Source organism: Burkholderia sp. AU17457 (assembly GCF_002223255.1).
GTDB lineage: Bacteria > Pseudomonadota > Gammaproteobacteria > Burkholderiales > Burkholderiaceae > Burkholderia > Burkholderia sola.
The window spans coordinates 1-16,087 of record NZ_NKFB01000002.1; the positions used below are offsets into that span (position 1 = coordinate 1).

Consider the following 16,087-nt stretch of genomic DNA (forward strand, 5'->3'; position numbering starts at 1 on the left):
CCCTCTTTGCCTGATGACCATAGCGAGTCGGTCCCACCCCTTCCCATCCCGAACAGGACCGTGAAACGACTCTACGCCGATGATAGTGCGGATTCCCGTGTGAAAGTAGGTAATCGTCAGGCTCCCTAAGCCAGAAACCCCCGCCCGAAAGGCGGGGGTTTTTGCATTTCGGCGTCCTCAAAAGCATGTGGCGAAGCGTTCCGAGGCGACGTACGCCGGGCTCCTCTGCGGCAAACCATTGCAGCATCAAACTCTTCTACTCGCTTCCATCTTCGGCGATTCCACCGATTATTGATCGTATCTTCGATCAAATCGCGATTTGCTCTCGCAAACGCATATCGACAAGCGCGATTGCGTGACCCGCCTTCCGCTTCCTGCACCCGCCACCTCGTCTCTGCTCCATCTTCGATCAAAGCGATCGGACCAAGGGGGCAGCGCCGTACGCGTATAGCGGCTCGGACAAGATCAAAAATCGGCGCGGTTCCTTTCGATGTCTGTCATTGACCGTCCTGTAACGCGTAGATTTCCTCGATGCGTGAATGGGCTCCACCACCTACGTGGTCTCGTTCATCACCCGTAGGCGTGAATTATGTGCTGCCTGCGCCGACGCCTGGCGGCGTTCGGCGCGTATCGTATCCGGATCGTCGAATGGAGAGTCTCGGGCAAGCGAAAGCTGGTGCATCGTGTTTTGGCCTTGATCCCGCGCCAGCTGAGCATTGCCGGACAGCGCATGCTGGATGTCGATGCTCTGCCGCCATATATCGGCTTTATAACGGCTCCGGGTGCGTGAGGTACGGCAAAGGCGCTTGCGTCGAATCCGGCACGGATAGTCGCGTTCAACCGGGCGAGGCGGGTGCGGAACACGAATAGTAGCGATATCGACTGTTTGCGAAGATTTGCTGCGATAAGCCGGCCGCTGATGTTAGGCGGTTTCCACGAAGGGGCGTGGGGTCGCCGAGCGTAAGGACTACTCGATGCGGCGGCAGTGAGGTTATGGAGGCGGCTGGACCTATACGCACGTCGTCGCCGAGTAGCGGCTGTGAGCATCGCAGGGGCCTGCAGAATCGCCGGATTCATCCTGCGGGACGTCGTCGGACCGGCACGTGCCGATTCATCGGTTGTGCGCGCCCTAGCCGGCGAAATCCCGAACCCGCGTACCCCGGCATCGAGTGATGCCTTCAACTGTTGACGCGCCCCAGGCGCCAGGCATGCTCTTGGGCTCCGCGGTGACGCTGTCAGCCAGAACGTGCGTCGAACCTCCCTGACCGGGCTCGTGCGGCACCGGGGTGCTTGCCGGAGCCGTGGCACGTGCAGTTGCAACCGCGAAGAATGTCGCTGCGGGCCAAGCGGGCGCCTAGAGGCTTGTACTGGCGTAGGAGAGCGACCACACACGGAATCGTGCGTTCCAATGAAGCTATCGAACACAGCAAGGAGCGTCCGAATTCGGTGATGGAGCCGGCTTGCTGCAATCGCCAGAAGGGCGAAGTTCTGGTCCATACACGAGCCCCAGCATTGAGGTCAGGCTGCCTGCAGTGCCGGCCGCAGAGCGTCTATTCCGCGCCGGAAGCACCGTCGACGCTCCCGTGGACAACCGCCAGCCGGCTCTCCAAACCCGCCCGGCACGAAATTTGCCGAAATTTTGTGTCTACCCGCTTGGCATTGTGCGAAAGAGGCCGTATGATGGCGGTCTTTCGTTTTTAGCGCAGATGCAGATCGGCGTTGAAGGCGGAGTCTGACGAAGATGTGGCGCCGGTCGGCAACATCTCGCGCTTGCCTTAGCCGGGCGAGGGCAGGGATCGGCGGAAAGCGGAAGTCGGGAAGAAAGTGAAAATAATCTTCCGGATGTGCTTGACAGGAGTGCGATGCACCCCCATAATCGTCAGTTCTCTACGGAGGGGTGCCCGAGTGGCTAAAGGGGGCAGACTGTAAATCTGTTGGCTTACGCCTACGTTGGTTCGAATCCAACCTCCTCCACCAAGATATCAGCGCAGTGAGCGGTAAGGAATCGTTAGTGGCCCATGCGGGTGTAGCTCAATGGTAGAGCAGAAGCCTTCCAAGCTTACGACGAGGGTTCGATTCCCTTCACCCGCTCCAGACCGCTAAGTTGAAGCGTAGCGCCCATGTGGCTCAGTGGTAGAGCACTCCCTTGGTAAGGGAGAGGTCGGCAGTTCGATCCTGCCCATGGGCACCAGCAGTAAAAAAGTCAGTGTCTTGTTTGCGCGCGGCGCAACCTGTGAAATTCCTTTTGGGAGTTGAAAATGGCCAAGGAAAAGTTTGAGCGGACCAAGCCGCACGTGAACGTTGGTACGATTGGTCACGTTGACCACGGCAAGACGACGCTGACGGCAGCGATCACGACGGTTCTGACGAAGAAGTTCGGCGGCGAAGCGAAGGCGTACGACCAGATCGACGCGGCACCGGAAGAAAAGGCGCGCGGCATCACGATCAACACGGCACACGTCGAGTACGAAACGGCTAACCGCCACTACGCACACGTCGACTGCCCGGGCCACGCTGACTATGTGAAGAACATGATCACGGGCGCAGCGCAGATGGACGGCGCGATCCTGGTTTGCTCGGCAGCAGACGGCCCGATGCCGCAAACGCGTGAGCACATCCTGCTGGCGCGTCAGGTTGGCGTTCCGTACATCATCGTGTTCCTGAACAAGTGCGACATGGTGGACGACGCTGAACTGCTCGAGCTGGTCGAGATGGAGGTTCGCGAACTGCTGTCGAAGTACGACTTCCCGGGCGACGACACGCCGATCGTGAAGGGTTCGGCCAAGCTGGCGCTGGAAGGCGACACGGGCGAGCTGGGTGAAGTGGCGATCATGAGCCTGGCCGACGCGCTGGACACGTACATCCCGACGCCGGAGCGTGCAGTTGACGGCGCGTTCCTGATGCCGGTGGAAGACGTGTTCTCGATCTCGGGCCGCGGTACGGTGGTGACGGGTCGCGTCGAGCGCGGCATCGTGAAGGTCGGCGAGGAAATCGAAATCGTCGGTATCAAGCCGACGGTGAAGACGACCTGCACGGGCGTGGAAATGTTCCGCAAGCTGCTGGACCAAGGTCAGGCAGGCGACAACGTGGGTATCCTGCTGCGCGGCACGAAGCGTGAAGACGTGGAGCGTGGCCAGGTTCTGGCGAAGCCGGGTTCGATCACGCCGCACACGCACTTCACGGCAGAAGTGTACGTGCTGAGCAAGGACGAAGGCGGCCGTCACACGCCGTTCTTCAACAACTACCGTCCGCAGTTCTACTTCCGTACGACGGACGTGACGGGCTCGATCGAGCTGCCGAAGGACAAGGAAATGGTGATGCCGGGCGACAACGTGTCGATCACGGTGAAGCTGATCGCTCCGATCGCGATGGAAGAAGGTCTGCGCTTCGCGATCCGCGAAGGCGGCCGTACGGTCGGCGCCGGCGTCGTCGCCAAGATCATCGAGTAAGCCAGTTATTCGTTGATCGACAGTTTTGGGGCTGGCATCAGCCGGCCCCAGCATGGTTTAGGGGTATAGCTCAACTGGCAGAGCGTCGGTCTCCAAAACCGAAGGTTGGGGGTTCGATTCCCTCTGCCCCTGCCAAAAATCGCCACGTGTCCCACGTGGCATTTGTTTTAAGGTGTTATGGCGAATCCATCCGTCGAAACTGTAAATACCTCCGGCGATAAGCTGATGCTGGCCCTGGGCGTATTGCTGGTGTTGGCCGGATTCGTGGGCTTCTTCTGGCTGGCCAATCAGCAGTGGTACGTCCGCGGTGCCGCGTTGGCGGTAGGTATCATCGCCGGCGTGGCCGTCGGGCTGATGTCCGCCCCTGGCAAGAGCCTCATCGCGTTTGCCAAGGATTCGTACAAGGAAGTCCGTAAGGTCGTATGGCCCACCCGCAAGGAAGCAACGCAAACCACACTCGTCGTGTTCGGTTTCGTGCTCGTGATGGCGATTTTCCTCTGGTTGAGTGACAAATCGATCGAATGGGTGATTTTCTCGGCGATTCTGGGTTGGAAATGATATGAGCGATACTCCGGCATCCCCGAGCGGAAAGCGTTGGTACGTCGTGCACGCCTACTCCGGTATGGAGAAGAGCGTGCAACGCGCGCTTCAAGAGCGCATCGAACGTGCTGGCATGCAGGACAAATTCGGTCAGATCCTGGTTCCGACCGAAGAAGTGGTCGAAGTCAAAGGCGGCCACAAGGCTGTGACCGAGCGTCGTTTCTTCCCCGGCTACGTGCTGGTGGAAATGGAAATGACGGACGAAACGTGGCACCTCGTGAAGAACACCGCGAAGGTCACCGGTTTCGTCGGCGGTGCGCGTAACCGCCCGACCCCGATTTCCCCGAAGGAAGTCGAGAAGATCATGTCGCAGATGCAGGAAGGCGTCGAAAAGCCGCGCCCGAAGACCCTGTTCGAGGTCGGCGAGATGGTGCGTGTCAAGGAAGGCCCGTTCACGGACTTCAATGGCACCGTCGAAGAAGTCAACTACGAGAAATCGCGCGTGCGTGTGTCGGTCACCATCTTTGGCCGCTCTACCCCGGTCGAACTCGAGTTCGGTCAGGTCGAAAAAGTTTGATCCCGATTCGGTGGGCAGCCTCGGCTGCCCACCTTCGCGCTTACGGCCCGCGTCATGGTCGTTGAGGAGCGTCAGTAGCCAGCGGCGAAAGCGCGTTATCACTCACCGAACGCCTTCTCCGGCGTTCCAATGAGGTTTCAAATGGCAAAGAAGATTATCGGCTTTATCAAGCTGCAGATCCCTGCAGGTAAAGCCAACCCGTCGCCGCCGGTCGGTCCGGCACTGGGCCAGCGCGGCCTGAACATCATGGAGTTCTGCAAGGCGTTCAACGCGCAGACTCAAGGCATGGAGCCGGGTCTGCCGGTGCCGGTGGTCATCACGGCATTCGCTGACAAGAGCTTCACGTTCGTGATGAAGACGCCGCCGGCAACCGTCCTGATCAAGAAGGCGGCCAAGGTGGACAAGGGCTCGAGCAAGCCGCACACCGACAAGGTCGGTTCGATCACGCGCGCTCAAGCCGAAGAAATCGCGAAGACCAAGATGCCGGACCTTACGGCAGCTGATCTGGACGCAGCCGTTCGCACCATCGCTGGTAGCGCACGCTCGATGGGTATCACTGTGGAGGGCGTGTAAATGGCTAAGATCTCCAAGCGCCGTCAGGCATTTGCCGCCAAGGTCGACCGTCAGAAGCTGTACGCGATCGAAGACGCACTGAGCCTCGTGAAGGAATGCGCGAGCGCGAAGTTCGACGAGTCGATCGACGTCGCAGTCCAGCTCGGCATCGATGCGAAGAAGTCGGACCAGGTCGTTCGTGGTTCGGTCGTTCTGCCGGCAGGTACGGGCAAGTCGGTTCGCGTTGCCGTGTTCGCGCAAGGCGAAAAGGCCGAGCAGGCGCGTGCAGCAGGCGCGGAAATCGTCGGCATGGAAGACCTGGCCGAGCAGATCAAGGCTGGCCAGATGGACTTCGACATCGTGATCGCTTCGCCGGACACGATGCGTATCGTCGGTACGCTCGGCCAGATCCTCGGCCCGCGCGGCCTGATGCCGAACCCGAAGGTCGGTACGGTCACGCCGGACGTCGCAACCGCCGTCAAGAACGCGAAGGCTGGTCAGGTGCAATTCCGTGTCGACAAGGCCGGTATCATCCACGCGACCATCGGCCGTGCATCGTTCGAGCCGACCGCGCTGCGTTCGAACCTGTCGGCGCTGATCGACGCGCTGCAGAAGGCAAAGCCGGCAACGAGCAAGGGCGTGTACCTGCGCAAGATCGCACTGTCGAGCACGATGGGCGTCGGCGTGCGTGTCGACCAGGCTACGCTGGCAGCACAGTAAGCAAGTATTCGGGCCGCCTCGCTCGCGAAGCGGCCTATATGGGCTTTGGGCGGTTGTTCGTGCAGCAAGGCGAACAACCGGTTATCAAAGACCGTTGGTGGGGCGCAGCAGTCAGGCGATCCCTTAATTCAAGCCAACGCAGATGGCGAACCCGAAAAAGTTTTGCAGTGGTGAAGCCGCAGGCCGAGAAGCGATTCGCGGCGTGAGGTGGAAATACTCCTAACGAGGTCGGACGCCGTTGTTGAACGAGGTACGTGAGGTTCCGGTCATACCGGCCGCGCCGGACGTATCGTTTCTGGAGGCTAACCGTGCCGCTTAATAGAGAAGACAAGCAAGCCGTCGTCGCTGAGGTTTCCGCGCAAGTCGCGAAGGCCCAGACCGTTGTGCTGGCTGAGTATCGTGGAATTGCGGTTGGCGATCTGACCAAGCTGCGCGCGCAAGCGCGTGAGCAGAAGGTTTACCTGCGCGTGTTGAAGAACACGCTGGCGCGTCGCGCCGTCGAAGGTACGCCGTTTGCTCCGCTGGCAGAGCAGATGACTGGTCCGCTGATCTACGGCATCTCGGAAGATGCAATTGCCGCTGCTAAGGTCGTCAACGACTTCAGCAAGGGCAATGAAAAGTTGGTCATCAAGGCTGGTTCGTTCGATGGCAAGGTGATGGACAAGGCTGGCGTGCAAGCGCTGGCAAGCATCCCGAGCCGCGAAGAACTGCTCTCGAAGCTGCTGTTCGTTATGCAATCGCCTGTTTCGGGCTTCGCGCGTGCTCTCGCCGCGCTGGCCGAGAAGAAGCAAGCGGAAGCTGCGTAAGCGAACGTGCATCAGCGTTACTGATCGCTGGCTGTATCCGAATTCAATTTAGGAGTATTTCAAATGGCAATCGCAAAAGAAGACATCCTGGCAGCAGTCGAAGGGATGACCGTTCTGGAACTGAACGAACTGGTCAAGGCGTTCGAAGAGAAGTTTGGCGTGTCGGCAGCTGCAGTGGCAGTCGCTGGCCCGGCAGGCGGCGGCGCAGCTGCTGCAGCAGAAGAGAAGACCGAATTCACGGTCGTCCTGGCTGAAGCCGGCGCCAACAAGGTTTCGGTCATCAAGGCCGTTCGCGAACTGACGGGCCTGGGCCTGAAGGAAGCGAAGGACCTGGTTGACGGTGCACCGAAGCCCGTCAAGGAAGGCGTCGACAAGGCTGCTGCTGAAGAAGCCAAGAAGAAGCTGGAAGAAGCTGGCGCGAAGGTCGAAGTCAAGTAAGTTTCGGCGCGCTGTGCGAAGGCTGGCGGTATTTTCACCGCCGGCCTTTTTGTGCTTTGTGGGGTCGTTATTCTGGCACTCATTCGGGAGCCCGAATAATCGGCCCCAGAAGCCAAAGAAAACCGCCTGATCGTTGTGATGGATCACTCACGACTGGCGGTTCTCTTTGTCTTCTGAAGCGACTGCAGAAGGCAAGTTTGGTCGGGTAGCGGGCAACACAGGCATCCGCTGCCGTCAGCCAGCGGTTGGTAGCGGCCAACCACCAAGCTTCTCGGCTCGTTCAAGCCGTCGAACGGCCATCGGGTCTCAGTCGGTGAACACTCGGGTTTGAAACGTCCAGGTATTCCGCCTCGATAGCACCCGCCGTGATTCGGAGATCGTATGCAATATTCCTTCACCGAGAAGAAGCGCATTCGCAAGAGTTTCGCGAAGCGCCCCATCGTTCACCAAGTTCCGTTCTTGCTGGCTACCCAGCTTGAATCATTCAGCACGTTTCTGCAAGCCGATGTGCCCGCGACGCAACGTAAGCCTGAGGGTTTGCAGGCCGCGTTCACATCGGTATTTCCCATTGTTTCGCACAACGGTTTCGCGCGCCTCGAGTTCGTGAGCTATGCGCTGTCCTCGCCGGCATTCAACATCAAGGAATGCCAGCAGCGTGGCCTGACGTACTGCTCCGCGCTGCGCGCGAAGGTCCGCCTCGTCATCCTCGACAAGGAATCGCCGAACAAGCCGGTCGTCAAGGAAGTGAAGGAGCAGGAAGTGTACATGGGCGAAATTCCGCTCATGACGCCGACGGGCTCGTTCGTCATCAACGGCACCGAGCGTGTCATCGTCTCGCAGCTGCACCGTTCGCCGGGCGTGTTCTTCGAACACGACAAGGGCAAGACGCACAGCTCGGGCAAGCTGCTGTTCTCGGCACGGATCATTCCGTACCGCGGCTCGTGGCTCGACTTCGAATTCGATCCGAAGGACATCCTGTATTTCCGCGTCGACCGTCGCCGCAAGATGCCGGTCACGATCCTGCTGAAGGCCATCGGCCTGACGCCGGAACAGATCCTCGCGAACTTCTTCGTGTTCGACAACTTCACGCTGATGGACGAAGGCGCGCAACTCGAGTTCGTGCCCGAGCGCCTGCGTGGCGAAGTCGCGCGTTTCGACATCACGGATCGTGATGGCAAGGTGATCGTCCAGAAGGACAAGCGGATCAACGCGAAGCACATTCGCGACCTCGAAGCCGCGAAGACCAAGTTCATCTCGGTGCCGGAAGACTATCTGCTCGGTCGCGTGCTGGCGAAGAACGTCGTCGACGGCGACACCGGCGAAGTGATCGCGAGCGCGAACGACGAAGTCACGGAAAGCGTGCTCGAGAAACTGCGCGAAGCGGGCATCAAGGACATCCAGACGCTCTACACGAACGATCTGGACCAGGGTCCGTACATCTCGTCGACGCTGCGTGTCGACGAAACGACCGACAGGACGGCCGCGCGCATCGCGATCTACCGCATGATGCGCCCGGGCGAGCCGCCGACCGAAGAAGCGGTCGAGGCGCTGTTCAACCGTCTGTTCTACAGCGAAGAAGCGTACGACCTGTCGAAGGTCGGCCGTATGAAGTTCAACCGCCGCGTCGGCCGTGACGAGATCGTCGGCCCGATGACGCTGCAGGACGACGACATCCTCGCGACGATCAAGATCCTCGTCGAGCTGCGCAACGGCAAGGGCGAAGTGGACGACATCGACCACCTCGGCAACCGTCGCGTGCGTTGCGTCGGCGAACTGGCGGAAAACCAGTTCCGCGCGGGTCTCGTGCGTGTCGAGCGCGCGGTCAAGGAACGCCTCGGCCAGGCCGAAAGCGAAAACCTGATGCCGCACGACCTGATCAACTCGAAGCCGATTTCGTCGGCGATCCGCGAGTTCTTCGGTTCGTCGCAGCTGTCGCAGTTCATGGACCAGACCAACCCGCTGTCGGAAATCACGCACAAGCGCCGTGTTTCCGCACTGGGCCCGGGCGGTCTGACGCGCGAGCGCGCAGGCTTCGAAGTCCGCGACGTGCACCCGACCCACTACGGCCGCGTGTGCCCGATCGAAACGCCGGAAGGTCCGAACATCGGCCTGATCAACTCGCTCGCACTGTACGCGCACCTGAACGAGTACGGCTTCCTCGAGACGCCGTACCGCAAGGTCGTGGACAGCAAGGTGACCGACCAGATCGACTACCTGTCGGCGATCGAGGAAGGCCGCTACATGATCGCTCAGGCGAACGCCGCGATCGACGAGAACGGCCAGCTGATCGACGAACTCGTGTCGTCGCGCGAAGCCGGCGAAACGATGATGGTCACGCCGGATCGGATCCAGTACATGGACGTCGCGCCGTCGCAGATCGTGTCGGTGGCAGCATCGCTGATCCCGTTCCTCGAACACGATGACGCGAACCGTGCACTGATGGGTTCGAACATGCAGCGTCAGGCCGTGCCGTGTCTGCGTCCGGAAAAGCCGGTCGTCGGTACGGGCATCGAGCGCACCTGCGCGGTCGACTCGGGTACGACGGTCCAGGCGTTCCGCGGCGGTGTGGTCGACTACGTCGACGCGGGCCGTATCGTGATTCGCGTGAACGACGACGAAGCGGTCGCGGGTGAAGTCGGTGTCGACATCTACAACCTGATCAAGTACACGCGTTCGAACCAGAACACGAACATCAACCAGCGTCCGATCGTGAAGATGGGCGACAAGGTCTCGCGCGGCGACGTGCTGGCCGACGGCGCCTCGACGGACCTGGGCGAGCTCGCGCTCGGCCAGAACATGCTGATCGCGTTCATGCCGTGGAACGGCTACAACTTCGAGGATTCGATCCTGATCTCGGAGAAGGTGGTCGCGGACGATCGCTACACGTCGATCCACATCGAAGAGCTGAACGTCGTTGCACGCGACACGAAGCTCGGGCCGGAAGAAATCACGCGCGACATCTCGAACCTGGCGGAAGTCCAGCTCGGCCGTCTCGACGAATCGGGCATCGTGTACATCGGTGCTGAAGTCGAAGCGGGCGACGTGCTGGTCGGCAAGGTCACGCCGAAGGGCGAGACCCAGCTGACGCCGGAAGAGAAGCTGCTGCGCGCGATCTTCGGCGAGAAGGCTTCGGACGTGAAGGACACGTCGCTGCGCGTGCCGTCGGGCATGAGCGGCACCGTGATCGACGTCCAGGTGTTCACGCGTGAAGGCATCCAGCGCGACAAGCGTGCGCAACAGATCATCGACGACGAACTGAAGCGCTACCGTCTCGACCTGAACGACCAGCTGCGCATCGTGGAAGGCGACGCGTTCCAGCGTCTCGCGCGCATGCTCGTGGGCAAGGTCGCGAACGGCGGTCCGAAGAAGCTCGCGAAGGGCACGAAGATCGACCAGGCTTACCTGGAAGATCTCGACCACTACCACTGGTTCGACATCCGCCTCGCGGACGACGAAGCAGCGGCATCGCTCGAAGCGATCAAGAACTCGATCGAAGAGAAGCGTCACCAGTTCGACCTCGCGTTCGAAGAGAAGCGCAAGAAGCTCACGCAAGGCGACGAACTGCCGCCGGGTGTGCTGAAGATGGTCAAGGTGTACCTCGCGGTGAAGCGCCGTCTGCAGCCTGGCGACAAGATGGCAGGCCGCCACGGTAACAAGGGTGTCGTGTCGAAGATCGTCCCGATCGAAGACATGCCGTACATGGCCGACGGCCGTCCGGCAGACGTCGTGCTGAACCCGCTCGGCGTGCCGTCGCGGATGAACGTGGGTCAGGTTCTGGAAGTCCACCTCGGCTGGGCCGCGAAGGGCCTCGGCTGGCGTATCGGCGAAATGCTGCAGCGTCAGGCGAAGATCGAGGAACTGCGTACGTTCCTGACGAAGATCTACAACGAGTCGGGCCGCCAGGAAGATCTGGAAAGCTTCACCGACGACGAGATCCTCGAACTCGCGAAGAACCTGCGCGAAGGCGTGCCGTTCGCGACGCCGGTGTTCGACGGTGCGACCGAGGAAGAAATGGGCAAGATGCTCGACCTCGCGTTCCCGGACGACATCGCCGAACAGCTCGGCATGAACCCGTCGAAGAACCAGGTCCGCCTGTACGACGGCCGCACGGGCGAGATGTTCGAACGTCGCGTGACGCTCGGCTACATGCACTACCTGAAGCTGCACCACTTGGTCGACGACAAGATGCACGCGCGTTCGACCGGCCCGTACTCGCTCGTCACGCAGCAGCCGCTGGGTGGTAAGGCGCAGTTCGGTGGTCAGCGTTTCGGTGAAATGGAAGTGTGGGCGCTCGAAGCGTACGGCGCGTCCTACGTGCTGCAGGAAATGCTGACGGTGAAGTCGGACGACGTGACCGGCCGGACGAAGGTGTACGAAAACCTCGTCAAGGGTGATCACGTGATCGATGCAGGCATGCCGGAATCCTTCAACGTGCTCGTGAAGGAAATCCGCTCGCTCGGTATCGATATCGATCTCGACCGCAATTAATCGGACTACGGAGAGAAAGCAATGAAAGCTCTGCTCGATCTATTCAAGCAAGTCCAACAGGAAGAAGTTTTCGACGCGATCAAGATCGGTCTGGCCTCGCCCGACAAGATCCGTTCGTGGTCGTTCGGCGAAGTGAAGAAGCCGGAGACCATCAACTACCGTACGTTCAAGCCGGAACGCGATGGTCTGTTCTGCGCGAAGATCTTCGGGCCGATCAAGGACTACGAGTGCCTGTGCGGCAAGTACAAGCGCCTGAAGCACCGCGGCGTGATCTGCGAGAAGTGCGGCGTCGAAGTGACGCTGGCGAAGGTGCGTCGCGAACGGATGGGCCACATCGAGCTGGCCTCGCCGGTCGCGCACATCTGGTTCCTGAAGTCGCTGCCGTCGCGTCTGGGCATGGTGCTCGACATGACGCTGCGCGACATCGAACGCGTGCTGTACTTCGAAGCGTACGTGGTGATCGAACCGGGCATGACGCCGCTGAAGGCGCGGCAGATCATGACCGAAGAGGATTACTACAACAAGGTCGAGGAATACGGCGACGAATTCCGTGCCGAGATGGGCGCGGAAGGCGTGCGTGAACTGCTGCGCGCGATCAACATCGACGAGCAGGTCGAGACGCTGCGCACCGAGCTGAAGAACACCGGCTCGGAAGCGAAGATCAAGAAGTACGCGAAGCGCCTGAAGGTCCTCGAGGCATTCCAGCGCTCGGGCATCAAGCCCGAGTGGATGATCCTCGAAGTGCTGCCGGTGCTGCCGCCGGAACTGCGTCCGCTCGTGCCGCTGGACGGCGGCCGTTTCGCGACGTCGGACCTGAACGACCTGTATCGCCGCGTGATCAACCGTAACAACCGGTTGAAGCGTCTGCTCGAGCTGAAGGCGCCTGAAATCATCGTCCGCAACGAAAAGCGGATGCTGCAGGAAGCCGTCGACTCGCTGCTCGACAACGGTCGTCGCGGCAAGGCGATGACGGGCGCGAACAAGCGTCCGCTGAAGTCGCTCGCCGACATGATCAAGGGCAAGGGCGGTCGTTTCCGTCAGAACCTGCTGGGCAAGCGCGTCGACTACTCGGGCCGTTCGGTCATCGTGGTCGGCCCGACGCTGAAGCTGCACCAGTGCGGTCTGCCGAAGCTGATGGCGCTCGAGCTGTTCAAGCCGTTCATCTTCAACAAGCTGGAAGTGATGGGGGTAGCTACGACCATCAAGGCGGCGAAGAAGGAAGTCGAGAACCAGACGCCGGTGGTGTGGGACATCCTCGAAGAGGTGATCCGCGAGCACCCGGTGATGCTGAACCGTGCGCCGACGCTGCACCGTCTCGGTATCCAGGCGTTCGAGCCGGTCCTGATCGAAGGCAAGGCGATCCAGCTGCACCCGCTCGTCTGCGCGGCGTTCAACGCCGACTTCGACGGTGACCAGATGGCCGTTCACGTGCCGCTGTCGCTCGAAGCGCAGATGGAAGCGCGTACGCTGATGCTGGCGTCGAACAACGTGCTGTTCCCGGCCAACGGCGATCCGTCGATCGTGCCGTCGCAGGATATCGTGCTGGGTCTGTACTACGCGACCCGCGAAGCGATCAACGGCAAGGGCGAAGGCCTGTCGTTCACCGGCGTGTCGGAAGTGATCCGCGCGTACGAGAACAAGGAAGTCGAGCTGGCCTCGCGCGTCAACGTGCGGATCACCGAAATGGTCCGCAACGAGGACACGTCGGAAGGCGCGCCGGAATTCGTGCCGAAGATCTCGCTGTACGCGACGACCGTCGGTCGCGCGATCCTGTCGGAGATCCTGCCGCACGGCCTGCCGTTCTCGGTGCTGAACAAGCCGCTGAAGAAGAAGGAAATCTCGCGCCTGATCAACACGGCGTTCCGCAAGTGCGGTCTGCGCGCGACGGTGGTGTTTGCCGACCAGCTGATGCAGTCGGGTTTCCGTCTCGCGACGCGTGCCGGCATCTCGATCTGCGTGGACGACATGCTCGTGCCGCCGCAGAAGGAAACGATCGTCGGCGACGCCGCGAAGAAGGTGAAGGAGTACGACCGCCAGTACATGTCGGGTCTCGTCACCGCGCAGGAACGCTACAACAACGTGGTCGACATCTGGTCGGCAACGTCGGAAGCGGTCGGCAAGGCGATGATGGAGCAGCTGTCGACGGAGCCGGTGATCGATCGCGACGGCAACGAGACGCGCCAGGAGTCGTTCAACTCGATCTACATGATGGCCGACTCGGGCGCCCGGGGTTCGGCGGTTCAGATTCGTCAGCTGGCCGGTATGCGAGGCCTGATGGCGAAGCCGGACGGCTCGATTATCGAGACGCCGATTACCGCGAACTTCCGCGAAGGTCTGAATGTGTTGCAGTACTTCATCTCGACCCACGGTGCACGTAAGGGTCTGGCTGATACGGCACTGAAGACCGCGAACTCGGGTTACCTGACGCGTCGTCTGGTCGACGTCACGCAGGATCTGGTCGTCGTGGAAGACGATTGCGGCACGTCGAACGGCGTCGCGATGAAGGCGCTGGTCGAAGGCGGTGAAGTCGTCGAAGCGCTGCGCGACCGTATCCTCGGCCGCGTCGCGGTCGCGGACGTCGTGAACCCGGAAACGCAGGAAACGCTGTACGAATCGGGCACGCTGCTCGACGAAACGGCGGTCGAGGAAATCGAACGCCTCGGCATCGACGAAGTGCGCGTGCGCACGCCGCTGACCTGCGAAACGCGTTACGGCCTGTGCGCGGCCTGCTACGGCCGTGACCTCGGCCGCGGCTCGCTCGTGAACGTCGGCGAAGCGGTCGGCGTGATCGCGGCGCAGTCGATCGGCGAACCGGGCACGCAGCTGACGATGCGGACGTTCCACATCGGTGGCGCGGCATCGCGTGCGGCAGTGGCTTCGTCGGTCGAAGCGAAGAGCAACGGTATCGTCCGCTTCACGGCGACGATGCGCTACGTCACGAACGCGAAGGGCGAGCAGATCGTCATTTCCCGTTCGGGCGAAGCGATGATCACCGACGACTTCGGTCGCGAGCGCGAGCGTCACAAAGTGCCGTACGGCGCGACGCTGCTGCAGCTCGACGGCGCGACCATCAAGGCCGGCACGCAGCTCGCCACGTGGGATCCGCTGACGCGCCCGATCATCACCGAGTACGGTGGTACGGTGAAGTTCGAGAACGTCGAGGAAGGCGTGACCGTCGCGAAGCAGATCGACGACGTGACCGGCCTGTCGACGCTGGTCGTGATCGACGTGAAGCGCCGCGGTTCGCAGGCTTCGAAGAGCGTGCGTCCGCAGGTGAAGCTGCTCGACGCGAACGGCGAGGAAGTGAAGATCCCGGGCACGGAACACGCCGTGCAGATCGGCTTCCAGGTCGGCGCGCTGATCACCGTGAAGGATGGCCAGCAGGTGCAGGTCGGTGAAGTGCTTGCACGTATCCCGACCGAAGCGCAGAAGACGCGTGACATTACCGGCGGTCTGCCGCGGGTGGCGGAACTGTTCGAAGCGCGTTCGCCGAAGGATGCCGGCATTCTCGCGGAAGTCACCGGTACGACGTCGTTCGGCAAGGACACGAAGGGCAAGCAGCGTCTCGTCATCACGGACCTCGAGGGCAACCAGCACGAGTTCCTGATCGCGAAGGAAAAGCAGGTTCTGGTTCACGATGCCCAGGTCGTCAACAAGGGCGAAATGATCGTGGACGGTCCGGCCGATCCGCACGACATCCTGCGTCTGCAGGGTATCGAGGCGCTGTCGCGCTACATCGTCGACGAAGTCCAGGACGTGTACCGTCTGCAGGGTGTGAAGATCAACGACAAGCACATCGAGGTGATCGTTCGCCAGATGCTGCGTCGTGTGCAGATCACCGACAACGGCGATACGCGCTTCATCCCGGGCGAACAGGTCGAACGTTCCGACATGCTGGACGAGAACGATCGCATGATCGCCGAGGGCAAGCGTCCGGCTTCGTACGACAACGTGCTGCTCGGTATCACGAAGGCGTCGCTGTCGACCGACTCGTTCATCTCCGCGGCATCGTTCCAAGAAACGACCCGCGTGCTGACCGAAGCGGCGATCATGGGCAAGCGCGACGATCTGCGCGGCCTGAAGGAAAACGTGATCGTCGGCCGTCTGATTCCGGCCGGTACGGGTCTCGCGTTCCACAAGGCACGCAAGGCGAAGGAATCGTCGGATCGCGAGCGTTTCGACCAGATCGCAGCGGAAGAGGCATTCGACTTCGGCACGCCGAGCGCGCCGGCGGAAGAGCCGCAACACCCGGCAGCCGAGTAAGCGCGGCGCGGCGCAAGCCGCGTTGCCTTGCTATCATCGCTGTCGCCGAAACCGCCCGGTTCTGCCGGGCGGTTTTTTTTCATCCTTCGTTCCCGCGCATGACGTGCCTGTGCCGCGCCGGCGCATGCCCCGCGATCGCCTTCGGCATGACCGCGACAGGCCCGTGACGCACGCGAACGAACCCTGACCGAATGGCCAACATCGTGCGATTCGCCACGCGTCGCGCGAGCGGGTTGTTAAAATTGCGGTCATCG

The 16,087-nt window shown here is 61.3% G+C and carries 9 protein-coding genes, 4 tRNA genes and 1 rRNA gene; all 14 read left to right on the plus strand.

The window, feature by feature from the left end; genetic code table 11:
- Window positions 1-9: 9 nt before the first annotated feature.
- A 5S ribosomal RNA gene (rrf, locus tag CFB49_RS01255) occupies window positions 10-122 on the plus strand.
- A 1,769-nt stretch (window positions 123-1,891) separates the two neighbouring features.
- Window positions 1,892-1,977: transfer RNA gene (locus CFB49_RS01260), tRNA-Tyr, on the plus strand.
- A 43-nt stretch (window positions 1,978-2,020) separates the two neighbouring features.
- Window positions 2,021-2,094 (plus strand) — tRNA-Gly (locus CFB49_RS01265).
- Window positions 2,095-2,116: 22 nt separating this feature from the next.
- Window positions 2,117-2,191 (plus strand) — tRNA-Thr (locus tag CFB49_RS01270).
- A 67-nt stretch (window positions 2,192-2,258) separates the two neighbouring features.
- On the plus strand, window positions 2,259-3,449 hold the full coding sequence (gene tuf, locus CFB49_RS01275) for an elongation factor Tu (protein ID WP_006482910.1): 1,191 nt from the start codon (window positions 2,259-2,261) through the stop codon (window positions 3,447-3,449).
- Between the two features lie 59 nt (window positions 3,450-3,508).
- Window positions 3,509-3,584 (plus strand) — tRNA-Trp (locus CFB49_RS01280).
- Window positions 3,585-3,626: 42 nt separating this feature from the next.
- Entirely contained in the window at window positions 3,627-4,007 is a 381-nt protein-coding gene (secE, locus tag CFB49_RS01285) for a preprotein translocase subunit SecE (protein ID WP_006482892.1), read from the plus strand.
- Window position 4,008: 1 nt separating this feature from the next.
- Window positions 4,009-4,566 (plus strand): transcription termination/antitermination protein NusG, encoded by a 558-nt coding sequence (nusG, locus tag CFB49_RS01290; RefSeq protein ID WP_006400672.1) that lies wholly within the window; start codon window positions 4,009-4,011, stop codon window positions 4,564-4,566.
- Between the two features lie 141 nt (window positions 4,567-4,707).
- Window positions 4,708-5,139 (plus strand): 50S ribosomal protein L11, encoded by a 432-nt coding sequence (gene rplK, locus CFB49_RS01295; RefSeq protein WP_006477201.1) that lies wholly within the window; start codon window positions 4,708-4,710, stop codon window positions 5,137-5,139.
- Window positions 5,140-5,838, plus strand: coding sequence for a 50S ribosomal protein L1 (gene rplA / locus CFB49_RS01300; protein ID WP_034209724.1), 699 nt, complete (start codon window positions 5,140-5,142; stop codon window positions 5,836-5,838). It begins immediately after the preceding gene.
- A gap of 308 nt (window positions 5,839-6,146) precedes the next feature.
- Window positions 6,147-6,644, plus strand: a complete 498-nt coding sequence (gene rplJ / locus CFB49_RS01305; RefSeq protein ID WP_069620877.1) for a 50S ribosomal protein L10 — start codon at window positions 6,147-6,149, stop codon at window positions 6,642-6,644.
- Between the two features lie 63 nt (window positions 6,645-6,707).
- Window positions 6,708-7,082, plus strand: coding sequence for a 50S ribosomal protein L7/L12 (rplL, locus tag CFB49_RS01310; protein ID WP_006477198.1), 375 nt, complete (start codon window positions 6,708-6,710; stop codon window positions 7,080-7,082).
- Between the two features lie 381 nt (window positions 7,083-7,463).
- Window positions 7,464-11,570 (plus strand): DNA-directed RNA polymerase subunit beta, encoded by a 4,107-nt coding sequence (rpoB, locus tag CFB49_RS01315; protein WP_069620878.1) that lies wholly within the window; start codon window positions 7,464-7,466, stop codon window positions 11,568-11,570.
- 21 nt (window positions 11,571-11,591) lie between these two features.
- Window positions 11,592-15,833, plus strand: coding sequence for a DNA-directed RNA polymerase subunit beta' (rpoC, locus tag CFB49_RS01320; RefSeq protein ID WP_069620879.1), 4,242 nt, complete (start codon window positions 11,592-11,594; stop codon window positions 15,831-15,833).
- Window positions 15,834-16,087 lie beyond the last annotated feature (254 nt).